We start from the raw sequence: 22,605 nt of genomic DNA, 5'->3' as shown, positions 1-22,605 counted from the left end.
CCAATTCCATGTGCGTCGGGCGGCGTCACCTGCGTAGAACGGAGGCATGGCCGACGAGGTGACCGTTCCGCTGCTGCCCTGTGCCTCCATCGACGACACCCTCGCCTTCTACGAGGCGCTCGGTTTCCACACCACCTACCGGCAACGCCGACCCAACCCGTACGTGGTCGTCCAATGGGAGGACCTGTGCCTGCACTTCTTCGAGCTCGCCGGCTTCGACCCGGAGCAGTCGTACGGCTCGTGCCTGGTCGTCACCCCCGACATCGAGGGCATGCACCGGGCGTTCGCCGCCGGACTGCGCGCCGCCTACGGCAGGGTGCCGGTGTCGGGCCGGCCCCGGATGACCCGGCCCCGGGCGCGTCGTAACGCCGACGGGGTGACGGGGTTCAGCATCGTCGACCCGGGCGGCAACTGGGTCCGTGTCGTCCACCGGGGTGGCGCTTCGTCGGCGCCGCCCGTCGGTCGGCTGGCCCGGGCGTTGGCCGACGCCGTGGTGCAGGCCGACTCGCGGGGTGACCTGCGTCAGGCCGTCCGGATCCTCGACGGCGCCCTGACCCGCCACGGCGCGGCTGACGATCCGGTCGTCCACGTGGAGGCCCTGGTCTACCGTGCGGAACTGGCGCTGGGCCTGGACGACCCGGCGACCGCGGCCGAGCTGTTGGACCGCGCCGGTCGGGTGGTGCTCACCGCCGACGAGGCGCGACGGACCGCGTCCGCCCGGGAGAACGCCGCCGCGCTGGCAGCCACCCTGGGTTAGCTAGCCGTCGGACAGGTCCCGGGCGAGGCAGACGGTGCCGTCCGGGCTGGCCACCGGCACCGGTCGGTAGCCCATCCGCTGGTAGAGGTCGATGTTGCGCCGGCTCCGGACGCCGGTGAACAGCAGCATGCGGCGGCACTGCGGCCCGGCGGTCGCCTCGGCGGCGCGCAGCAGCCACCGGCCCAGCCCCCGACCGCGCAGGTCGGGTACGACGGCGAGCCGCCCGAGGTGGCAGTCGGTGCCGTCGGTGCGGGTCCGCACCATGCCCAGCAGCCGACCGTCGCGCCAGAGGCCGATCGTGTGCCAGTCCGCCAGCCACTGCCGCACCTCCGGCACCGACTCGTGCAGCGGGGGGATGGCCAGGGTGTCGTTGACCAGTGCCTCCTCCGTCCAGCAGCACCGTTGCAGCACGGTGACCTCGGGCGCGTCGTCACCGGTCAGCCGTCGGGCGTAGGAGCCGGGTAGCGGGCCGGGGGTGGCCCGGTCGCGTTCGCGCATCGGCCGCAGGGCGTGGGCGAGCCGGACCACCTCGTCCAGCAGGGCGGCACCGGCCGCATCGCGGTCGGCGTCGGGCCGCAGCCGGCCGTCGCGTACGGCGTCGCTGATGCGGACGGCGACCGTGGTGCCCGTCGGGACCATGCGCAGGGCGGTCACCACCTGCTTGGCGTGCTCGACGGCGCGGGTGCCGGCCGAGGTGTGGCCGTAGCTGACGAAACCGATCGGCTTCCACGCCCACTCGACGGCGAGGTAGTCCAGCGCGTTCTTCAGCGTCGCCGGCATCCCGTGGTTGTACTCCGGGGTGACGGCGACGAATCCGTCCGCCGCGTCGACTGTCGCGCTCCACCGGCGGGTGTGGTCGTGCCGGTGGACGCCCGACGACGGTGATTCCTCCTCGTCGAGGAACGGCAGGTCAAGCTCGCCGAGCGCCACCGGGACCACCTCGACGTCGAGTGCCGCAGCCCGGGGGGTGACCGCGTCGAGCAGCCACCGGCTCACGGCGGGACCGAGTGCGCCGGGACGGGTGGCGCAGGTCAGCGCGAGGATACGGAGCGGTTTCGTTGACATGGAAACGAAGGCTAGATGCTAGATTGATTACATGTCAACAAAGTCGGGGTCGGTGCGGTGGCTGACGCCCGCCGAGGAACGCGCCTGGCGGGCCCTGCGACGCGTGATGGTCGCCGTCCAGGCCGGCACCGCGCACGACCTGGCGGCGATCGGCCTGTCCGAGGCCGACTACGAGGTGCTGAGCACCCTGTCGGAACAGCCAGCGCAGACCAGCACCCTCGGCGTGCAGGCCGACAAGATGGGCTGGTCGCGCAGCCGGCTGTCCCGGCACGCCAGCCGGATGGAAGCGCGCGGACTGCTGCGCCGCGCACCGGACCCGGCCGACGGACGTGGTTGCCTGCTCGTGCTGACCGGGCCGGGGATGACCGCCCTGCGCGACGCCGCACCGGTCCACGTCGAGTCGGTACGGCGGCACCTCGTCGACCGGCTCACCCCGCAGGACTTCGCCGCCCTGGAACGGATCGCCGGTCGACTGGCGCAGCCCCGGCCCGACGACGACCCCGACGGACCACCGCCCGCTCGACACCCCCCGGCATGACCACCCGCCCGGGTCGGCATCGTCCGTCGTGGACCCCACGCCGCGTCCGGAGCAGTGCCGGGCCCACGCTCACTTGACGACGTGAAACTCAGGGTGGGCGATCCAGGCGGTCATCGCCGGCGCGTCAAGATAGACGGCATCGCCGACGCGGACGCAGCGGCCCGCGCCGGCAAGGTGCGCAAGCAGCTCCGCCGAGGGTGGAGTGCGGAACTCCACGAACACCCAGCCGTCGGTCCGCCGTGCCACCCGCTCGGCGACGCGGGCCAGGGCGGGCCGCCCGGCGACATCGTTGACGAGGATGTGCAGCACGACGTCACAGCGCATGACGGCACCGGCCACCCGCGCAAGCAACTCGAGCTCGGCGGCGTCGACCTCGCGGTCCGGTGCCTGAAGGTCGTATCCGTAGGGCAGACCCCCGGCGGACAGCCAGTAGTCGGGGTCGGGTTCGTACCGGACGAGGCCCTCGGCCGCCATCTCCTCCAGCAGGACCGGCTCGACACACCCGGCGGTGCACGGACTCAGCACGCTCAACGCCGTCCCACCCACGGCGTGCAGTAGACAGCATCCGGCCGGGCTACCGCCACCCGGCACCGCAACGTCCGCGGCACGCCGTCGTCCGAGGCATCCGCACACCGGGCACCTCCCGACCACGAGGACGGTCCCGGGACGCCTGCGCTAGATCGGGAAGCGCCCGTGCCGCCAGTGCCAGTGGCCGCCGGCGGCCAGGTGGTCGATGATCGCGCGTTGCAGCACCGTGCGCCGGGGCAGTTGGTCGAGCGGCGTGCTGAGCGTACGGAAGGCGAACCGGCGCACCTCGACGTCGGCGTCCGGCCCGTCGGCCGGCACGTAGGGGAGCAACTCGAACCGGCGCTGGAACCGGATGATGTTGGAATCCTCGGGCAGGTAGTCGCGCAACTGCGGGTCGAGCAGCCAGGAGCCGCAGGAGAACGCGGTGTGGTGCTCGTCGGGGAAGTGCCGGGGAAAGAACTCGCGGGCCGCGTCGAGCGACGCGTCGACCGCCTCCGGGCTCATCGGCCCCGCATCGGGGACGTGCAGGCCGATTGTCGTGCCGGACCGCTCGTGCTGGAGCCGGCCCAGCTCGTAGAGGCCGCCCCGGACGTGCAGGGTGAGCCAGCTCTGCATGACCGGCCAGCCCTCGCCGCGCATCCGCCTGTCGATCGCCAGGTTACGACCCAGGTCGGCGAGGGTCGCCCAGGTGACGGACCCGGCGACGCCGTGCTCGCGGTGGAACCCGCGGACCACGTCGACCAGGGCGAGGTAGGCGTACACGTAGAGGTGCCGCCAGGCGGGCCCCCGGTCGCGGGGCAGCTCCGGGCCGGGCGACAGCCACTCGTGCCCGCCGAGGTCGGCGCGGACCAGGGCGGTCGAACGGTCCAGCAGCCAGCGCAGCTCCGGCGTCCACAACGGAGAGCCGGGGTCCGGCCAGCCGGCCATGATCTCGGCTGCGTCGTCCGGTCGTACCGCCAGCCGGTCGAGGATCGGGGGCGCGTCGGCCTTGGCGGGCAGCGGGGCCGCCGGCCGGTCACCGGCGAGCCGGTGCACCCGCTCGACCTCCGCGACGGGCACCCCGAGTCGGGCGGCGGTGTCGTCCAGGTCCACCGGCTGATCCTACCGGCCGGCCGTCGGGCGACGACCGCGAGCGGGAGCGCGAAGACGGCCGCCGTCAGCCAGGCGTACGGCTGCCAGTGGTGGTGGGGCGCGCACGGTCGGCACCGCGCGGAGGCCGCCGACTGATCCCCGCGACACCGGCCGTTCCCACCCTCACCTGTTGCCGTTCCCGGCGGGCCGGGTCCGGCGGGAGCGGGCGGTGGCGGCCACGAGCAGGGTCGTCACGAGGGCGCCGACGGTGGTCAGGCCGGCCACCCGTGCCGAGCGGGACGGCCCGGGGACGGTGGGCACGTCGACCGGCCCCGCCGGGACCGGCACCGGCGGGCCGGCCTGACGGGGGGCGAGCGCGGCGACCGCCGCGTACGCGTCGAGTGTCCCACCGCCGACGCCCGGGTCCGGCCCGCCGCCCGGTGGGGGGATCGCGGTCCGTTCCAGGCGGGCGCGGACCTCGGCCTGGGACAGCTCCGGGTGGTACGACCGGACCAGCGCGGCGACCCCGGCGACGTAGGCGGCGGCCACGGCCGCGCCACCGACGGTGTAGTGGCCGGACCCGCGTGGGGCGACGCCCAGCCCGGCTCCCGGGGCGGCGAGGTCGGTGCCCGCGCCGGCCGCCACCGGACCGGACCCCCCGTCGACACCGACCGCGTTCACCGCCAGCACCGCTGCGAACCCGGCGGGATAGCCGACCGGCGGGTCCCCACCGTTGTCCCCACCCCGGTCGGTGACGGCGGCGACCACCAGGATGTCCCGGTCCACCGCGGCCTGCACGGCAGCGGCCAGGTCGGGGGTCGCGGTGGTGACCCCGGTGGCGACGAGGATCACGTCCGCCCCGGCGGTGGTGGCCCGCCGGATGCCGGTGGCGAGCCGGGCCGGGCTGATCCGGCGGTTCGCGTCGGTGATCCGGACCGGCAGGATCCCGGCCTCCGGGGCGAGGCCGGTGGGGCCTTCGCCACTGGCCGGCCGGGCCGCGACGATCCCGGCCAGCGCGGTGCCCCGGCCGGCGCAGTCGCTGTCCGCCCGCCCGCCGGTGACGTCGACACCCGGTCGTACGGCACCGGCCAGGGCGGGTGCGGCGGCGCTGACGCCGGAGTCCACGACGGCGACCAGCACCCCGGCGCCCCGGGTCAACGGCCAGATGGTCTGCGGGGCGAGCAGGCGCAACGCCCAGGGGGTTTCCCGGGCCGTCACCGGGGACGGCCCGACACAACCGCCCGCCGTCGTGGGTAGCGGCGGCGGCTCCCCGGCACCGGCGGCCGGGACCGGTGGGGCGACGAGCACCCCGACGGTGACGAGTGCCCCGGCCACGACGGCGCGACCATGACGGCGGCCCGCACCGGTCACGCCAGTGCCCCCGGCTCGCGCAGTGCCCCCGGCTCGCGCGGCACCACCGGTTCCTGTGGTGCCAGCGGTTCCTGCGGCACCAGCGGTTCCTGTGGTGTCATCCGTGCCTGCGGTGCCGCCGGCACCTGCGCAGCGACTGGTGCCGCCGGTTCGTGCCGGACGTCCGGCACGTGCAGGCTCCGCCGTTCGTGGTGCGTCGCCGGCACCGGAAGGACCACTGGTGCGGCGACCTCGACAGTGGCCGGTCCGTGGTGGGTGAGCCGTCGGGCCCGTCTGGCGAACACCCCCACCACCGCCAGCAGGAAGAGCCCGAGCCCGCCGGCCACCAACGCCGGCCAGAGAGCGGAACCGGATCGGGCCGGTGACACCGCCTGGGCCGGGTCGGGGCTGACCGCCGCCAGCGGATCGATCAGGCCCCAGCCGTTCTCCGGGCTCGGACTCGACCGGGTCCCCGGGTCGGCGGTGGCGCTGATCCGACGCGCCACCTGCACGGCGTTCGTCCCGGGCCGCGCCGAGCGGACCAGCGCGGCCACCCCGGCGACATAGGCCACGGCGTACTCGGTGCCGGTACGGGCCCGGGGGGCGGGGTCACCGACACCGAGCGTCGCCACGTCGAGGCCGGGCGCGGTGACGTCGACCCCACCAGCCGGGTACGCCAGCACGGGCCGCAGGTCGGGGCCGACCCCGGCGACCCGGAGCAGACCCTCCTGGGCGACGGCCGCGGTGCCGTCGGTGGTGGCCGGGGCGACCACCACCACGTCGTGCGCCACCGCCGAGCGCACGGCCTCCGTCACGGCCGGGTCGGTGAGTCTGGCGTACCCGCCCAGTGCGATCACTGTCGCGCCGGCCGAGACGGCGACCTCGATCCCGAGGGCGGTTCGTGACGGATCGGCGCCGGTGCCGTCGGCGACGATCCGGACCGGCAGGATGGCCGCCTCCGGGGCCACGCCGACCGCCGGCGGTGCGGGCGAGCCGGCACCGGAGTCCGCCCCGATCACGCTCGCCATCGCGGTGCCCGTACCCAGGCAGTCGGTGTCGGCGCGGGCCTTGCCGGTGATGACGTCCGACCCGGGCGCCACCCGCCCGGCCAGGGCCGCAAGCTCGCCGTCGACGCCGGAGTCGACCACCGCCACCAGCGCCCCGGCCCCCGTGCCGTGCTCCCAGGCGCGTGCCGTGGAGAGTTTCGTGGCGGCCCAGTTCGACCCGCCGCCGCCGGAGATGGCAGCGGCACACGTCGGGGTGCCCGCCCGGGGAACAGGCCGGGCCGGTGCCGCCTTCGGCGGGTCCGTCGGCAGCAGACCGTAGCGGACCTCGTCGCCGAAGGCGTCCCAGGGCAGCACCAGCAACCATCCGGCGACCAACTGCTGCCCGACGGCGGTGAGCCGCCCGCCGTCGGGTTGACGGCGGCCCTCGTTGAGCCGGTAGATCTCGTCGGCCCGGTCGGGGTCGGCCAGGAACCGGGCAGCCACCCCGGCCAGGTTCGTCACCGCGCCCTCCGACCCCGTGCTCTCCGACCCCGCGCCCACCGGGTAGTACTTCACATAGGTCGGGGGCGGCGGTGGGGCCGCCCGGACCGGGGTGAGGGGGGCGATCACCAGCACGCCGGTCGCCACGAGGCAACCCAGCGAACGGGCCCAGGAAAGCAGCAACCGGGTCATGCACCGTCTCCTCGTCGTGGGTGGGCAGCGGTCGGCGTGACGCCCCGGACCGGAGGTGCCGTGGACGCGGCCCCCCGGGCCCACAACGGTGCGCGACCGGTCACGGTTCACCACGCTCGACGGGAAAACCGCCCTCGCGGGCCGAGCGACCTCCGCTGCCCGGGACGACGGCACCGACGAGCTCGGCGACAGCAGCGGGGGCGGTGGTCGGCCGGACGGTCACCGCCCAGCGGGCCCGCAGCGCCCGGCCGACGACGACCGGCACCAGCCGGTGCCCGGTCAGGGTGGCGATCCGGTGGGCGAAGGTCAGTTCCGGGCCGGACAGGGCGGCCATGCACAACACCCCGGGGCCGTCCGGCAGATCCGCCTCGTCGGTGGGGAAAGCCGCCCGGTGTGCCCAGCCTTCGGGCAGGTCCGGTCCGAACAGGTCGCCGACCACGGTGACCGTGTGCCCGGCGGCGTACACCTGCTCGGCGAGCGTCCGCGCCCGCTGCCGGGCGGCCCCGCCCGGGCCGGTCACGGTGAACACGTCCGGGGTGCCGGCCAGGTCGATCCAGAGCGCCCAGCCCCGCCGGTGGCCCAGCCGGACCGGCAGCCGCATCGACGGCGGGGGTTGTGTCGGGAGCTGCCAGGCGTAGTGCGGCCGGCCGCCCGGTGCGCCCCCGGGCACCCGGACCGCGAGGGTGCCCGAGGGTGAGGTCACCTCGGTGTCGAGGTCGTCGGCCACGCAGGGCGGGGGCTGCGGGATCACGGCGGCGACGGGCACCGGGCCGGGCCGGTGCACCGGATCCGCCGGTGCCGGCCGACCCGCCCGTTGCGGCGGACCCTCCGGCAGAGGTGCGACGACCACGACGGTGGGCACCCCCTCGGCGGGCGGATCGACCTCGGCGGGCGGATCGACCTCGGCGGGCGGATCGACCTCGATGGGTGGGTCGACCTCGACGGTCGGTGGTGGAGACGCCACCCGGCCCGCGTCGAGGGCGAGCGGCGGGGGCCGTCCGGGCAGGGCACGCCGCCGGACCGGCCGGCGCAGCAGGGTGGCGACGAGCAGGGCGACGGCGGCGAGGCCGGCGAGCCCGACCAGTCGACCGTGCTGCCCGGGGTCGGCAGTCTCCGGTGGTGCGGGGCGGCCCCGCCGGTCGGCGGGAGCGGACCGGTGCGTACGCCCGTCCCCCGCGCGTCGGGCGGCAGCGCCAGCACCCAGCCGGGGCGCAGCTCGGCCGGGTCGGTGAGCCGCCCCCCGTCGGGCTGCCGGCGGCCCCGGTTCAACTCGAAGATCTCCCGGTACCGGTTGCCGTCGCCGAGGGTGTTGGCCGCGATCTGGTAGAGGTACTCCCGCTGGCCGGCCACCGGTGGCCCCACCACGTAGTACCGCCCGGCCGGTGTCGCGCTGGCGGGCGTCGGACCGTTCGGGGTCGCGCTGGCCGGCGTCGGGCCGGCCGACGCCGCACCGGCTGCGGCGGGACCGGCGGTGAGGGTGAGGGCGGCCAGGACCGCCATCACCGGCAGGAGTGTGCCGAGCCACCCGTGGTGGGTGGCGTGCCGGGTCGCCTGTTGCTCCGGTGGTCGCCCGCCACCGGGGGCGGTCGGGATGTGCACGGTTCCCTCCTCCGTCCGCACCGGGGGAGCCCTTCCCCGGCCGGTGCCTACAACGGCGGCGACCGGCGATCTGTTCAGCACGGGTTCCCGCCATCCGTGGGGGTTGGTCGAATCGCAATCGACCGGACATCGGGGGCGCGAGCAGGACGCCGTAGCCTGGGCGGGCCACGACGACGCTGGGAGGTAGCGCTGTCCCGCCCGCTTGCGGTGACCGGACGCCACCGGGTCCGGTGGCCCCGCCCACTGCCCGCAGTGCTGCTGTGCTGGCTCGGCCTCCTGGCCTCCACGATGGTCCCGGCGGTGCCGGCGGCGGCCGTGCCCGCACCCACCACCGCCCCGCCGGACCTGCCCGGTGGGGCCGTCGCACCTAACGGCTTCGTGAAGTACGTGGTGGTCGGCGCGGCGCAGGGGAGGGTCGAACACCTCTGGGAGGTCGCGCTGCGGGTCCTCGGCGACGCGGAGCGTTACCTGGAGATCTTCGCGCTGAACAAGGGGCGCGTCCAGCCGGACGGCGTGCCGGTCACCGATCCGGCGGTGCTGCGGCGGGGCTGGCTGCTGGTGGTGCCGTGGGACGCGGTCGGTGCCGAGGTCAGCTACGGTCCGTTGCCGGTGTTCACCCCGGCCAGCCCGACGGCGTCGCGCCGCCCCCGACCGACCGTACCGCCGGCCAGCGAGGTGGTCTGCACGGTGGCCCCGGGCCGGCGGATCGGCGGAGTGCCCTGGGCGCAGTTGCGGCTGACCCCGGAGGTGGCCTGGACCCGGGGTCGGGGGGCGAACGTCACGGTCGCCGTCCTCGACTCCGGGGTGGACGGTGCCCTGCCGGCCCTCGACGGCCGGGTGCGGCCCGGGGCGGACGCCACCGTGGACCCCACCGACGGTTCCCGGGGAGACCGGGACTGCACGGGCCACGGCACCGCGATGGCCGGCATCGTCGCCGCCAGCCGGCAGCGGGGCACCGACTTCGTCGGCCTCGCCCCGGAGGCGACCATCGTGCCGGTCCGGATCGGCCGGTCCGCCGGGACGGCCGACTCGGCCAGCCTGGTGACCGCACTGCGGGTGGCGACGGCGGCAGGTGCGGGGGTGGCCCTGATCGGCGCGTCGGTGGACACCACCGACAAGCGGGTGGTGGCGGCGCTGCGCACGGCGGTCGCCCGGGGTACCACCGTGGTGGTGGCGGCCCGGGCGGCGACGGCCCCCGCGGGCACCACCCTGCCGGAGGGGGTGCTGCGGGTCGGCGCGGTGGGCCCGGACGACCGGTTGGCCGAGGTCTACCGGTCGGGCGAGGTCGACGTGGTGGCACCGGGGGTGGACGTGGTGAGCCTCGGCATCGGTTCGGGGGAGGTGCAGGGCACGGGTACGGACTACGCCGTCGCCTTCGTCGCCGGTCTGGTGGCCCTGGTCCGGGCCAGCGAGCCCCGGCTGGATGCCGTCGCGGCGGCGGCCCGGGTCAGGGCCACGGCCGACGGGGCCTCGACGGCGGCGGCGGGCCGACCCGACCCGTGGTACGGCTGGGGCATGATCAATCCGGCGGCGGCGGTGAACGCGACACTGGCCGGCCCCGCCACCACCGTGGAACGCAGGAGCCCTGCCGGTGCGATCGCCGTGCTGGCAACGATCCTCACGCTCGCCACCCTCACCGTCGGCCTGCGTCGGCGCCGCCGCCACTGACCCCGGGATCAGGCTCGACGTATGCGGTCTGGATCACGCGGTGTCCCCGACGGGTGAGCACCATCGCCCGCCCCGGCGGCAGGTGCCGACCCTTCACCCCGCCCAGCAGCGGCCCCTCCGTGGGTGGGCAGGACAGCGCCAGGTCCGGGCTGCTGGCCTCCTGGAGCCGCCGCAGCAACGGGTCCATCGACATCCGCATCAGGTTCGCGGTGCCCCGGACGACCACCACGTGCAACCCGATGTCGACGCCGTGCGGGACGTACGGGATCAGTGGTTGCAGGGGGTTGTCCTGCCCGGCGAGCATCTCGAAGTCGTCGACCAGGACGAACAGCCGGGGCCCGGTCCACCAGTCGCGGCGGCGCAGCTGCTCGGGGCTGACGTCCTTACCCGGCAGCCGGCCCTTGAGCCCCACCACCGCGTCGGCGACGGTCTCCCGGGTGGAGTCCGTCGAGACCGAGTAGCCGAGGCGGTACTCGGCCGGGACCGAGTCGAACAGTTGCCGCCGGTAGTCGACGATCAGGATCCGGGCCTCGGCCGGGCTGAACCGGCCGACGATCAGGCGGGCCAGGTGCCGCAGCAGGTTGGTCTTGCCGCTCTGGCTGTCACCGAGCCCGGTCAGGTGCGGCAGCTCTGAGAAGTCGTGCCAGTACGGCTTCAGGTCGGCCTCGTCCAAGCCGAGCGGCACCCACAGGTCACCCTCGGCCGGCGGCAGCTCGGCGGCGGGCAGCACCGCCGGCAGGGTCCGCACCGGCGTCGCCACCGGCCCGGACCAGAACTCGGCGACCGTACCGGCGAGTTCCCGTGCCCCGTCGGCCGTGCTGTCCGGGTCCGGGTTGCCGTCGATGCGCGGCAGGGCCCCCAGGAAGTGCAGCTTCTCCGGGGTGAGGCCGTGCCCCGGTGCACGCGGCACGGTCGCCGCCAGCCGCAGGTCGATGGCGGAGTCCACGGCGTCGCCGAGGCGCAGCTCCAGCTTGATGCCGAGCTGGTCACGCATGCTGTGGTGCACCTCCGACCAGCGGGCCGCGCTGACGATCAGGTGGACGCCGAAGTTGAGCCCCCGGGCGGCGATCTGCCGCAGCGCCACCTCCAACGCCTCGAACTCCTGCCGCAACGTGAACCAGCCGTCGACCACCAGGAACACGTCGCCGTACGGGTCGTCGGCGACCCGGCCGTCGGCCCGCAGCTGCCGGTAGGTCTGGATGCTGTCGATGCCCTGCTCGGTGAAGCGCCGCTCCCGCTGGTTGATCAGGCCGGTGACCTCGGCGACGGTCCGGCCGACCCGGTCGGTGTCGAGCCGACCCGCGACACTGCCCACGTGCGGCAGCCCGGCGACGGTGCCCAGCGTGCCGCCGCCGAAGTCCAGGCAGTAGAACTGCACCTCGGTGGGGCGGTGGGTGAGCGCCAGCGCGCAGATCAGCGTACGGATCAGGGTGCTCTTGCCGCTGCGGGTGCCGCCCGCGACCCCGATGTGCCCACCCACCCCGGACAGGTCCACGGTGAGCAGGTCACGCAGCTGCTCGTAGGGCTTGTCGATGAAGCCGAGCGGGACCACCAGCCGGCCGTTGCCGGGCCAGTCCGTGGCGACCAGCCCGAGGTCGGGATCGGGGGCCAGGGCCGGCAGCAGACTGTCCAGGGTGGGGGAGTCGGCCAGCGGCGGCAACCAGACCTGGTGGGCCGGCGGCCCGGAGTCGACCAGCTGGTCGGTGACGATCGCGAAGACACTGCGCGCGGCGGGCGCGTCGGGCACGGGCGGCCCGTCCGGGTCGGTCGGCGGATCGGCAGGAGCCGGCGGGGTCGGGTTCTCCGCCGGTACGAGGTCCAGCCGGTAGGGCACCACCTGCCGCTGGACCACGTCCTGGCGGACCCGGGCCCGGCGGGGGCGGTACTCCCCGGAGACGTACGCGGCCTTGAACCGGAGCAGGGTCGACACGTCCATCCGCAGGTAGCCGTTGCCCGGGGCGGCCGGCAACTCGTAGGCGTCGGGCACCCCGATCACCGAGCGGGACTCCATCGCGGAGAAGGTCCGCAACCCGATCCGGTACGACAGGTGCGACTCCAACTGCCCGATCCGGCCGTCGTCGACGCGCTGGCTGGCCAGCAGCAGGTGCACGGCCAGCGACCGGCCGAGCCGGCCGATCATGACGAACAGGTCGATGAAGTCCCGGTGCGCGGCGAGCAGCTCGGAGAACTCGTCGACGACCACGAAGAGGGTGGGCAGCGGGTCGAGCGGGGCACCACCGGCGCGCGCCTTCTCGTAGTCCAGCACCGAGCTGAAGCCACCGGCGGCCCGCAGCAGCTCCTGCCGGCGTACCAGCTCGCCGTGCAGGGCGTCGCGCATCCGCCCGACCAGTGCCGCCTCGTCGGCCAGGTTGGTGATCACCGCGGAGGTGTGCGGCAGTCGGTCCAGGCCGAGGAAGGTGGCGCCGCCCTTGAAGTCGACCAGGACCAGGTTGAGCGTCTCCGAGGAGTGCGTCACGGCCAGCGCCAGCACCAGCGTACGCAGCAGCTCGCTCTTGCCCGAGCCGGTCGCGCCGATCAGCATGCCGTGCGGACCCATGCCACCCCGGGCGGACTCCTTGATGTCCAGCTCGACCGGGGTGCCGGTGGCGTCGACCCCAATCGGCACCCGCAGCCGCTCGTCGGGGCCGCGCCGCTCGCGTAGCGCGGCCAGCTCCAACCGTTCCAGGTCGGGGATACGCAGCAACGTGCCGAGGTCGAAGTCGGCCTTCATCGGCTCGGGGGCCAGCTCGGTGGCGACGGCCAGCCGGTAGGGCGACAGCAGCCGGGCCACCGACCGGGCCGACGCCGGACCGAGCAGGTCGGGGGCGGCGAGCACCTGCCGGGTCTCCTGGCCCACCCGGTCGCGCCCGAGCATGGTCAGCGTGCCGTCGGCGACCTCCAGGTTGATGATGCCCTTCCCGGTCGCCACCGGCGGGTCGTCGAGGTCGACGAAGACCGCGTTGCGGTAGCCGCCGGTGGTCAGCCGGTGACCGGTCGGCACCCGGCCGCCGTCGCGGATCACCACCACGTACGGCTCGTCCCGGTCGGGGGTGGCGCCCGACTCGTAGCGGGGGCGGCCGGTGAACTCGGCGCCGAGCAGCCGTTCGAGGCGTTCGATGCCGTCGGCGGCCAGCCGGAGCCCACCGGCGGCGTCCTGCTCGGCGGGGTGCTGGGCGTGCGGCAGCCACTTGACCCACTCCCACGCCGCCGACCCGTCCGGGTCGACGCAGAGCGCCACCCGCACCTCCTCGGGCGCGTGCAGTGCGGCGAGCTGGGTGAGCAGGGCCCGCAGCAACGCCCGCGCCGCCGCCCGGTCCCCGGTCACCCGGATCTCGGCGAAGCCCGGCAGGAACAACGCCACCGGCTGGTCGGGCAGGGTGCTGTAGGCCCGGATGAACCGGCGCAGCGCCTTCGCGGCGACCGGTTCGAGATCCTCCACCGGTTTGGTCTGCATCGGCGCGATCCGGACCGCCAACCGTTGCTCACCGGTGCCGACCCGGATCTCCAGGAAGTCCGGGTGGGTGGGGCGGCGCTCCCAGCGGCGGGTGGTCATCGCCAGCGACCACAACGACGCCGGGTCGGGGTGCCGCCACAGGCTGGAGTCGCGCTGGTCCTGGGCGAACCGGCGGGCCCGGCGGCGGTGCTGGGCGAGGTAACGCAGGTAGTCGCGGCGGTCACCGCCGTGGCGTTGTTTGCGTTCCCCGCTGCTGGCGATGACCGAGCCGATCATCACCCCGCCCATGGCCACCGCCATCATGCCGGCCATCACCCAGGTCAACGGGCCCCGCGACGGGCCCATGAACATCAGCATCATCACGCCGGTCATCAGCGCCATCGGCAGCACCATCATCGCCTGCCGGGCACCGTTCTGCTGCGGCTCGCTCAGCTCCGGCGGCTCCTGGAGGGTCAACTCGCCGGTGGGCATCTCCGGCCCGCTGCGTCGCGCCGGCCGCCGGAACAGCACCGTACCCATGGTCGTCTCCCTCCACCCGGGGCCGTCGGCCCCCCTCCACAACGGAGCGCGGGCCGTTGCGGGTCGATCCGGTTTCCCGGGGTGACGGCGAAAAGAAAATTCCGCAGAGCCGTTGAACGATCTCCGGGCGGCTGTCGTTGAAGGGGCCGTGACGGGCACCGAGACCGAGCAGATGTGCCGGCTGGTCGTACGCGGACCGAGCCGGCAGATCGAGGTGGCCGTGCCGGTCGGGGTGGTCGTCGCCGACCTGTTGCCGGCGCTGCTGCACCACCTCGGCGACGGGTTGGCCGACACGGGGTTGAGCCACGGCGGGTGGGTCCTGCAACGTGCCGGCTCACCCCCGCTGGACGAGGAGAGCACCGTCACCGCGCTCGACCTGCGCGACGGTGACCTGGTCCACCTGCGTCCGCGCGCCGACCAGTTGCCCGAGGTCGACTTCGACGACCTCGTCGACGGGATGGCGACGGGGGTGCGGGACCGGCCCGGCCGGTGGCGTCCCGAGCTGATCCGCCCGGTGGTGCTGGCGCTGGCCGGTCTGCTGCTCGGCGTCGGCCTGGTGGCCCTGCTCATGCCGGGACCGGTGCTGCTGCGGGCGGTGGCGGCGCTGGCGGTGGCGACGGTGGCGCTGGGTGGCGGTGCCGCGGTGGTCCGGGCCGGCGGTGAGCGCGGGTTCGGCGTGTTGCTGGCCGTCGCCGCTACCGGCTACGCCGGTCTGGCCGGGCTGGTGCTGCCCGGTGACGGCGCGGCCGTCGGGCCGGGGCTGACCGGGCCGCAGGTGCTGGGCGGGACCGCGACCGGGGCGGCGGTGGCGGTGCTCGCCGCCGTACTGCTCGGCGCGGCCACCCCGGTCTTCGTCGCCGGGTCCACCGCGCTGCTGCTGGGCGTGCTCGGCGGGGCCGTCGCCACGGTGGGTGGGCGCACCGGGCCGCAGGCGGGCGCGGTGGTGGCGGTGGCCGCGACCGCGCTGGTGCTGATGGTGCCCCTGTTCGCGTTCCGCCTCGCCGGGCTGCGCCTCGCCCCGTTGCCGACCCGACCCGAACACCTCCAGGAGGACATCGACCCGGAACCGGCCGGCCCTCTGATGGACCGGGCGCGGGCCGTCGACCGGTTGATGACCGCCCTGTACGCCGGGCTGGCGGCGGCCACCGCCGTGGCGCTGCTGCCGGTGGCGTACCGGGCGGGCTGGGCGGAGACGACCCTGGTGCTGCTGGTCGCGCTGGTCTGGTCGCTCAACGCCCGACCGATGACCAGCGCCTGGCACCGACTGACCCAGGCGGTGCCCGCGCTGGTCGGACCCACCGCGGTCGCCGTGCAGGCCCTGGCCGGTGCGGGACCGCTGGGGCGGGTGGTGGCGCTCGGGGTGCTGCCGGTCGCCGTACCGGCGCTGCTGCTGGCCGGTCGGAGCCTCACCGGGCGGCGGCTGACGCCGTACTGGGGGCGGGTCGGGGACCTGACCCTGACCGCGGCGGCGGTGGCCCTGCTGCCGATCGGCCTCGCCGTCCTGCACGTGTACGACTACTTCCGGGCGATCGGGGGCTGACGTCGTGCAGTCCCGACGTGACCAGGTGCAGGCGCAGTCGCACCTGCTGGGCCGGCTCACCGCCGCACTGGTGGCCGGCGAACCGGACGGCCTGGAGACGCCGCACCGGCGTACCACCGTCGGGCTGCTCGCCGGGGTCCTGGTCGCCGCACTGGTGATGGGCGGCTTCACCCTGTACGGCTTCTTCTCCCCCGGTGGGGCCACCGCCTGGCGCAAGGCCGGATCGCTGGTGGTGGAGAAGGAGACCGGCTCGCGCTACCTCTACCTGGGCGGGCGGCTGCGCCCGGTGCTCAACTACGCCTCGGCCCGGCTGCTGCTCGGTGAGGAACTCGCCGTCGTCACCGTGTCGGCGAAGTCGCTGCGCGGGGTGGCGCACGGGCAGCCGCTGGGCATCGTCGGCGCTCCCGACGTGCTGCCGGCCGGTGGCCTGGCCGGGGTCGGGTGGACCGCGTGCGCGCCCAGCGCCACGGACCTGGCCGGCACCGAGACGACGGCGTTGACCCTGTCCGTCGCCCCGGCGGCCGATGGGACCCCGTTGGCCGCCGACCGGGCGGTGCTGGTCCGGCCCGCCGGTGACCCGACCGCCGGCTATCTGATCTGGAACGGTCACCGGTTCCGGCTCACCGCGCCGTGGCTGCCGGCGGTGCTGGGCCACGACGGGCCGCCGGTCACCGTACCGGCGGCCTGGTTGGACCTGATTCCCGCCGGGGTGGACCTGGGGCCGGTCGCGGTGCCGGGGCGCGGGGAGGCCGGGCCGGAGGTGGACGGGCAACCGACCCGGATCGGTCAGCTGTTCACCGCCCGACCGGCCGACGGAGCGGAACGGCACTACCTGCTGCGCCGCGACGGGCTGGCCCGGCTGACCCCCCTGGCGTACGCGCTGCTGGCCGCCGACCCGGCGACCGTCGCCGGGTACGGCGGCCGTGCGGTGGTCCCGACCGTGCTGAGTCCGGCGGCACTGGCCCGGCTGCCCCTCGCGGCCCGACCACCCGTGGCCGAGGAACTGCCGGCGGTGGCGCCGGCGGCGGCCTCCCGGGCCGCCGGCCTGGCCTGGTGCCTGCGGTTCGGTGCCGACGGTCGCCCCCGGGTCGTGGCGGCCCGGCCGGTGCCGGCGACCGGCATCGTCCGAGGCGGCGTCGGGGTGACCCGGACGGCGCACACCGCCGACGCGGTGGCGGTCACGCCGGGACGGGGTGGGCTGGTGGTCACCGGTCGCGCCGGACAGCCCGGCACCGGCTACCACCTGGTGACCGACGCCGGGGTGAAGTACCCCCTCGCCGGTGCGGCGGTGGCGGAGCGGCTGGGTTACGCCCCCGCGACCGCGACCGTGGTGTCACCGGACCTGATCGATCTGCTGCCGACCGGACCCGCCCTCGACCCCGCCCGGGTCGTCGGGTGAGACCGGCCGGTCAGCGGAACCGGCGACGCGGAACCGCCGCGGCCGCCCCAACCGGAAGGAGCGCCGATGCCACTCGGCAATGAGGTAGACGAGCAGACTATCCGCAGCACCATCTCGGCGATGAACCAGACCGACGCCCAGTGCGACGCGGCGCAGCGCGCCGTCGACAACACGTCCAGCTTCCTGGACACCCAGTGGCGTGGGGAGGCCAAGACCGCCTTCACCACCTCCATCCAGCAGTGGCTGGAAGGGCTGAGCAAGGTCAAGCAGGGGCTGCTCGACCTGAACACCGCGATGACCTCGCACTACCAGACCAGCGCGCAGGTGGAGCAGGACAACGCCCTCTCCGCGAGCTGGACCTGACCACCGACCGACCCCTCACAAAGGACGACCCATGCCGTCGTACGGACTCAACCCCAACGGTCTGCTGGACAGCTCGGCCGAGTTGCAGGGCGTGACCAACAGCATCCAGAACTCGATCGACGAACTCAACACCGTCGTCCAGACGTACGTCAGCGCCAACTCCGGCGACACCCGGGAGGCGTTCACCGCGGCGCAGGCGAAGTGGAACGCCGGGATCGAGGAGATGCGCCGCGCGCTCGCCGACGCCTCGTCCCGGCTGGACCAGATCCACGACAACTACCGGCTGGGCGACGCGCGGGGTGCCGCGCTGTTCCAGGGCAACGTCTGACCTTCGGTGTGGCGGGCGGTACCGGGCCGCCCGCCCCCCACCTCACGGAACGGAGCACCAGATGCCGATCGTCATCGACGAGCCCTACATCACCCAGCTCGTCGCGAAGCTGAACAGCCTGCGGGACGCGGTCGACACCGCCACCTCCGGGCAGGGCCAGTACGTCTCACAGACGCTTCGTGACCTGGTCGTCTCGGCCGGCACGAACAACTTCGAGCCGGGCAAGACCATCCGCGACCAGCTCAACAAGACCGGCGACACGCTGCTGGCCCGGATGACCACGCACCGGACCACGATGAACAGCCTCGCCGTGGGGCTGACCGAGCTGCTGGCGAACTCGGAGTACATCGAGTCGCTCAACTCGATCACTGCCGAGCGCTTCCTGGAGTTCCTGCCCGGCACCGGCACCGGCACCCCGCCCAACCCCACCCCGAACCCGACGGCGTGATCCGGTGACCGCGCCGTACCAGGACATGTCCCAGTGGACCTGGGAATCGATGCTCCAGAACGTGTTGGGGGAGGGCCGGGACGGTCCCGACGGCACCGGTGGCACCATGCTGGACCGTAGGTTGGTGGCCGGCCCGGACGTGCGGTGGCTGCGTCTCGTCGACCACCTGGACGACGTGACCGAGTCGTCACAGCCACCCAGCGACGGCGACGTGACCAACCGGATCGACTCGCTCGACGGCAACGAGTTCTTCCTCTACCGGATCAGCTCGGTCGGCTCGGTGCGCGACGGGAAACCCCACTACACCACCCGGACCCAGTTCATCCAGGTGAAGATCGTCTTCAGCGACTCGCAGACCGAGGGGGCGCCCTCCCCGCGCGGCGCCTTCGAGACCTTCTACAAGTCGAGCGAGGGGGCGTTGCAGCGGCTGACCAGCGGCACCAACCCCGTGTTCAGCTGGAAGAGCTTCGCCGACGCCGCCAAGATGCTGCACGACGTGGAGAACAGCCTGATCAGCACCGAGCGGGAGCTGAAGACCATCCTGGACCGGGTCGGCGACGACGCCTCCGGGTTCCAGGGCAACGCCTCCGGCGTGTTCATCGGGGCGGTGGCGAACATGCGTCGGGACGTCCACCGGCTCGCCGTCGACATGAATGCGAACAGCGCCGACCGGGCCTGGTCCGATCAGGTCGACGACGTGGTCGACGACATGACGACCTTCCGTAACAAGATCGCCAGCTCGTTCCGGGAATTCAGCGACCACACGTTCCAGTGGTTCAACGGCTACAACCCGACCACGCTGATCGACTCGTTGAAGAAGATCGTCACCGAGGTCAGGACGGGCAACTTCAGCCAGGTCACGGTCACCCTGCCGGACGCGTACGGCAACGGCACGGTGAACAGCGGCACCTTCAACCTGATGACCGAGGCCGGCTGGCAGAGCGTCGACAACATGATCAAGGGTGCCTGGCTCGGCCAGTTGCGGGAGCTGGACGCCACGATGCGTACCGAGCTGGCGCGGTTGACCACCCGGCTGCGGTCCGTCACCCACCTGGTGAGCGTCATCTCGCCCCCACCGACCACCACCGGCACCACCCCGCCGCCGGGCGGCACCCCCGACCTCAACGGTCCGGATCTGAACGGCGGTGGTGGCCCCGACATCGGCGGTGGCGGTGACCTGGGTATGGGCGGTGGTGGTGACCTGGGCGGTGGCGGTGACCTGGGTATGGGCGGTGGCGGTGACCTGGGCATGGGTGGCGGCGGTGACCTGGGCGTGGGCGGTGGCGGTGGTGATCTGGGCGTGGGCGGTGGGGGTGACCTCGGCGGGGGGTCCGGCCTCGGTCTCGGTGGCGATCTGGGCCTGGGTGGTGGGTCGGGCGTCGGGAGCGGGACGGGTGGCCTGGGACTCGGTGGCGGCGACCTCGGTGCCGGTGGGTCGGCCGGCGGGCTCGGCGGCACCGACTGGGACGACCTGCTCGGCGGTGGCACGGGCTCCGGCTCGGCCGGTGGCGGCAGCGGTGGTGGGCTCGGTGGTGGGCTCGGCGGCCCCGGCCTGGGCGGCGGTGTCGTCGTTCCCGGCCTGCCCCCCGTGCTGGGTGGGCCGGGCAGCCTGGGTTCCTCCGGCGGTTCGGGTGGCGTGGGCGGGGTCAGGGGCGGCGGGGCGGGTGGCCTCGGCGACGACACCACCAATCCGTCGGCGCAGTTCCCGACCGACGTGGACGGCGTGGACGTCGGCAACCTGGGCGGCGGCTCACCGGCGGGCGAGTCCTCGACCAGCGGGGTGGCCCTCGGCAGCGAACTGGCCGCGTTGCTCGGCGAACCGGCCGGCGTCGGGCCCGGCGGCAGCGGGGCACGGGGCGTCGACTCCGCCGGCTCGGCGGCCGGCGGGTTGCCGATGATGCCGCCGATGGGCGGCATGGGTGGCATGGGTGGGGGCGGTCAACAGGGGGAGAAGGACCGTGAGCGCAAGACCTGGCTGGAAGAGGAAGAGGACGTCTGGGGCACCGACCCGGAGTGCGGGATGGCCGTCATCGGCCGGTCCGGACAGTCCGAGGAGCCGACCGTCACGGTGCCGGCTGCGCCGCGCCGACCCGGTCAGTCGCCCGGCCCCACCCGTACGACGGGACGTCGCCGTGGCTGACCGGCGACCCGGGCGGGTCGCGCGGTGACCGCCCCGAACCCGCAGTACGCCGGCTGGACCTGGGAACGGATGCTCCAGGACGTCCTCAACGAGGGTCGCGACGGCACCGACCAGGGCAGCGGCACGCTGATCGACCGCGACCTGGTCGCCGGCCACGGGGTCTCCTGGGTCCGGTTCGTCGAACGACGGACCCAGGAGCTGGACCGGGGCACCCGCCCCACGGTCGACCCGGGCGACCGGGAGCTGATGGGTTACCGCCGGGTCGGACCCGGGGTGGACGACCCGCAGCGGGACCTCTGGGAGATCGTGCGGGGCCACGTCACCTTCTGGGAGGGGACCGGCGGCCCGCCACCGGCCACCGCGTTCGACAGCTTCTACCGGGCGAGCGTCAACGCCCTCACCCGGTTGTACGCCGGCACCAACGGCTGGTTCAGCGAACGCAGCTTCACCGACGCCGGCAACCTGCTGTGGCGGGTCGAGCAGACGCTGCTCACCACCGCCGCCGAGCTGCGGGTGCTGCGCGACGGGATCAGCGGGGCCGGTTCCGGGTTCGAGGGCTCGGCCTCGGCGGTCTTCGTGGCGGCCCTGAACACCCTGCACGCCGACATCGACCGGCTCACCCGGGACATGAACGCCACCAACGAGGCCAACGCCTGGTCGGACCGGGTCTTCCGGCAGTCCAACGACCTGCTGATGTTCCGCGAGCGGATCAACGACGCCTGGCGGGAGTTCAGCGACCACACCCACGAGTGGTTCAACACGTACCACCCGACCGCGCTGTTCAGCACGGTCCGCAGCATCCTCGCGCAGGTCGACCAGGGCAGCCTGAACGCGGTCGGAGTCACCATCCCGGACACCTACGGCACCGGGCCGGTCAGCGGCACCTTCGACCTGACCACTGCGGCCGGCTGGACCGCTCTCGACGTGCTGCTGCGCACCGCCTGGCTACGCCAGCTCGTCCGGCTCGACCTGGCGATGCGCGACGCGTTGGCGCAGCTCGTCACCGCGTTGCGGGAGAGCAGCGGGATCGTCAACCGGTTCGCGGGCCCGCCCGGCGGCGGTGACCAACCGCCCCCACCACCAGGCACCTCGGACGGCCCCACCGGCGGTCCACCTCCCAACGAGGTGCACTCCACCACCCAGTTCGGCGGCACCGGATTCGACGGGACCGGCGGCGGTGGTGCCGGATTCGACGGGGCCGGTGGCGGCGTGCCGGACCTGTCGTCCTCGTTCTCGTCCTCGGGAGCCGGCGGGACGGGCGCCGCTCTGGGCGGCGGCCCGACAGCCATCGGTGCGATCGGCGCGTCGGGCGGGGGCGGGTTCGGCGGGGCGGGTCTGTCGGCGCTCGGTGCGGCGAGCCTGGCCGGCGGCTCCGCAGACCTCAGCGTCCTCGGCACCTCCGGTGTGGCCGGCGACGGCGTCGGCGCGGTCGGTGCCCTGGGGCGTACCGGCGTGGGCGGCTGGGGCGGCGGTGCGCTGGCCGGGGTTGGTGGTCTGGCCGGCGGCGTCGGTCCGGTGATCGGCGGACGGGCCGGCGGTGGCGCTCCGGACGGCGACCGCCGCTCCGGCGGCGCGCTGGGCGACTGGGCCGGCGGCGTCGACATCGGTGACCTGGCGGACGGGCCGGTCGCCCCGCCGTCGCGGGCGGCCGTCGGCGGCTCCGCCGTCGGCCGGGAACTCGCCGCCCTGCTCGCCGGCCCGCTCGGCGGTGCCGGCGGCGCGGGGCTGCCTGCGGGCACCGGGTTGCCCGCAGGCACGGGGCTGCCCGGCGGTGCCGGGTCGTCCGGTGCGGCCGGTGGCCCGGGGTTGTCGGGCACGGCGGGCAGCGGATCCCCGGCACCAGGACAGCTCGGCAGCCGGCCGTTCGGGCCGCCCGTCGTGCCGTCGATCGGCGCACCTGGTGGTCGGGACAGCGACGCGGGCGCCCGCCGCACCACCCGGTTGACCGAGGACGAGCAGGCATGGGGAGCCGACCCGACGTGTACGGCGGCCGTGGTGGGCCGGACCGATCCGCCGAGGCGGCAGCCGGTGGCGACGCCGGTGCAGGCGGAGCAGACCCCCGCCACCGGCCCGGTGGTGCACGGCCGGGAACAGGCGCGCGGCCGGGGTTGACCGCCGTCGGCACGCACGACGGGTCGACCGTCGTGGTGCCCCGCAGC

The 22,605-nt window shown here is 74.7% G+C and carries 18 protein-coding genes; 10 read left to right on the top strand and 8 right to left on the bottom strand.

The window, feature by feature from the left end; genetic code table 11:
* Nucleotides 1-46: 46 nt before the first annotated feature.
* On the top strand, nt 47-757 hold the full coding sequence (locus tag ACQP2H_RS19335) for a VOC family protein (RefSeq protein WP_363820800.1): 711 nt from the start codon (nt 47-49) through the stop codon (nt 755-757).
* Here the strand turns inward: ACQP2H_RS19335 and ACQP2H_RS19330 are convergent, their stop codons facing one another.
* Nucleotides 758-1,822 (bottom strand): bifunctional NAD(P)H-dependent oxidoreductase/GNAT family N-acetyltransferase, encoded by a 1,065-nt coding sequence (locus tag ACQP2H_RS19330; protein ID WP_363820797.1) that lies wholly within the window; start codon nt 1,820-1,822, stop codon nt 758-760. It lies immediately after the preceding gene.
* Between the two features lie 31 nt (nt 1,823-1,853).
* Between ACQP2H_RS19330 and ACQP2H_RS19325 the strand changes: the two genes are divergently transcribed.
* Nucleotides 1,854-2,360 carry a MarR family winged helix-turn-helix transcriptional regulator gene (locus ACQP2H_RS19325; RefSeq protein ID WP_363820794.1) on the top strand — a complete coding sequence of 169 codons (507 nt, stop codon included), beginning with the start codon at nt 1,854-1,856 and terminating at the stop codon, nt 2,358-2,360.
* Nucleotides 2,361-2,429: 69 nt separating this feature from the next.
* On the opposite strand, the gene ACQP2H_RS19320 is transcribed toward ACQP2H_RS19325, so the two are convergent.
* From ACQP2H_RS19320 to ACQP2H_RS19295, 6 genes are all read right to left on the bottom strand, one after another.
* Nucleotides 2,430-2,906: a hypothetical protein gene (locus ACQP2H_RS19320; protein ID WP_219463203.1), complete on the bottom strand. Its 477-nt coding sequence runs from the start codon at nt 2,904-2,906 to the stop codon at nt 2,430-2,432.
* A gap of 129 nt (nt 2,907-3,035) precedes the next feature.
* On the bottom strand, nt 3,036-3,980 hold the full coding sequence (locus ACQP2H_RS19315; RefSeq protein ID WP_363820788.1) for an acyltransferase domain-containing protein: 945 nt from the start codon (nt 3,978-3,980) through the stop codon (nt 3,036-3,038).
* A 162-nt stretch (nt 3,981-4,142) separates the two neighbouring features.
* Nucleotides 4,143-5,294, bottom strand: coding sequence for a S8 family serine peptidase (locus tag ACQP2H_RS19310; protein ID WP_363820785.1), 1,152 nt, complete (start codon nt 5,292-5,294; stop codon nt 4,143-4,145).
* 32 nt (nt 5,295-5,326) lie between these two features.
* Entirely contained in the window at nt 5,327-6,988 is a 1,662-nt protein-coding gene (locus tag ACQP2H_RS19305; RefSeq protein WP_363820782.1) for a S8 family serine peptidase, read from the bottom strand.
* A gap of 100 nt (nt 6,989-7,088) precedes the next feature.
* Nucleotides 7,089-7,739 carry a hypothetical protein gene (locus ACQP2H_RS19300; RefSeq protein ID WP_433228355.1) on the bottom strand — a complete coding sequence of 217 codons (651 nt, stop codon included), beginning with the start codon at nt 7,737-7,739 and terminating at the stop codon, nt 7,089-7,091.
* On the bottom strand, nt 7,736-8,587 hold the full coding sequence (locus tag ACQP2H_RS19295) for a LysM peptidoglycan-binding domain-containing protein (RefSeq protein WP_433228353.1): 852 nt from the start codon (nt 8,585-8,587) through the stop codon (nt 7,736-7,738). The genes ACQP2H_RS19300 and ACQP2H_RS19295 overlap by 4 nt, the downstream gene beginning before the upstream one ends.
* A gap of 252 nt (nt 8,588-8,839) precedes the next feature.
* On the opposite strand from ACQP2H_RS19295, the gene ACQP2H_RS19290 reads away from it, so the two are divergent.
* On the top strand, nt 8,840-10,255 hold the full coding sequence (locus ACQP2H_RS19290) for a S8 family serine peptidase (protein WP_357534100.1): 1,416 nt from the start codon (nt 8,840-8,842) through the stop codon (nt 10,253-10,255).
* Here the strand turns inward: ACQP2H_RS19290 and eccCa are convergent.
* Nucleotides 10,221-14,228 (bottom strand): type VII secretion protein EccCa, encoded by a 4,008-nt coding sequence (gene eccCa / locus ACQP2H_RS19285; protein WP_433228350.1) that lies wholly within the window; start codon nt 14,226-14,228, stop codon nt 10,221-10,223. The two genes, ACQP2H_RS19290 and eccCa, sit on opposite strands and share 35 nt — an antisense overlap.
* 148 nt (nt 14,229-14,376) lie before the next feature.
* On the opposite strand from eccCa, the gene eccD reads away from it, so the two are divergent.
* The 7 genes from eccD to ACQP2H_RS19250 all read left to right on the top strand — a co-directional run bounded on the left by eccD (nt 14,377) and on the right by ACQP2H_RS19250 (nt 22,558).
* The gene (gene eccD, locus ACQP2H_RS19280; RefSeq protein WP_433228347.1) at nt 14,377-15,768 is read left to right on the top strand and encodes a type VII secretion integral membrane protein EccD; all 1,392 of its coding nucleotides are present in this window, start codon (nt 14,377-14,379) and stop codon (nt 15,766-15,768) included.
* A gap of 4 nt (nt 15,769-15,772) precedes the next feature.
* Nucleotides 15,773-17,167: a type VII secretion protein EccB gene (gene eccB / locus ACQP2H_RS19275; protein WP_219463187.1), complete on the top strand. Its 1,395-nt coding sequence runs from the start codon at nt 15,773-15,775 to the stop codon at nt 17,165-17,167.
* Nucleotides 17,168-17,233: 66 nt separating this feature from the next.
* Nucleotides 17,234-17,530: a WXG100 family type VII secretion target gene (locus tag ACQP2H_RS19270; protein WP_204923310.1), complete on the top strand. Its 297-nt coding sequence runs from the start codon at nt 17,234-17,236 to the stop codon at nt 17,528-17,530.
* 31 nt (nt 17,531-17,561) lie between these two features.
* A complete protein-coding gene (locus tag ACQP2H_RS19265; RefSeq protein ID WP_208567484.1) occupies nt 17,562-17,858 on the top strand; it encodes a WXG100 family type VII secretion target in 297 nt (98 codons plus the stop codon).
* A gap of 61 nt (nt 17,859-17,919) precedes the next feature.
* Entirely contained in the window at nt 17,920-18,306 is a 387-nt protein-coding gene (locus tag ACQP2H_RS19260; RefSeq protein WP_433228344.1) for a hypothetical protein, read from the top strand.
* Nucleotides 18,307-18,310: 4 nt separating this feature from the next.
* On the top strand, nt 18,311-20,446 hold the full coding sequence (locus tag ACQP2H_RS19255; RefSeq protein WP_433228342.1) for a hypothetical protein: 2,136 nt from the start codon (nt 18,311-18,313) through the stop codon (nt 20,444-20,446).
* Between the two features lie 24 nt (nt 20,447-20,470).
* On the top strand, nt 20,471-22,558 hold the full coding sequence (locus ACQP2H_RS19250; protein WP_433228340.1) for a hypothetical protein: 2,088 nt from the start codon (nt 20,471-20,473) through the stop codon (nt 22,556-22,558).
* Nucleotides 22,559-22,605: the final 47 nt, after the last annotated feature.

It is taken from the genome of Micromonospora sp. CA-248260, assembly GCF_050942205.1.
GTDB classification, from domain to species: Bacteria; Actinomycetota; Actinomycetes; order Mycobacteriales; family Micromonosporaceae; genus Micromonospora; species Micromonospora antibiotica.
Note: the sequence above shows the minus strand (reverse complement) of the source record. Positions and strands in the feature narration are given on the sequence as shown.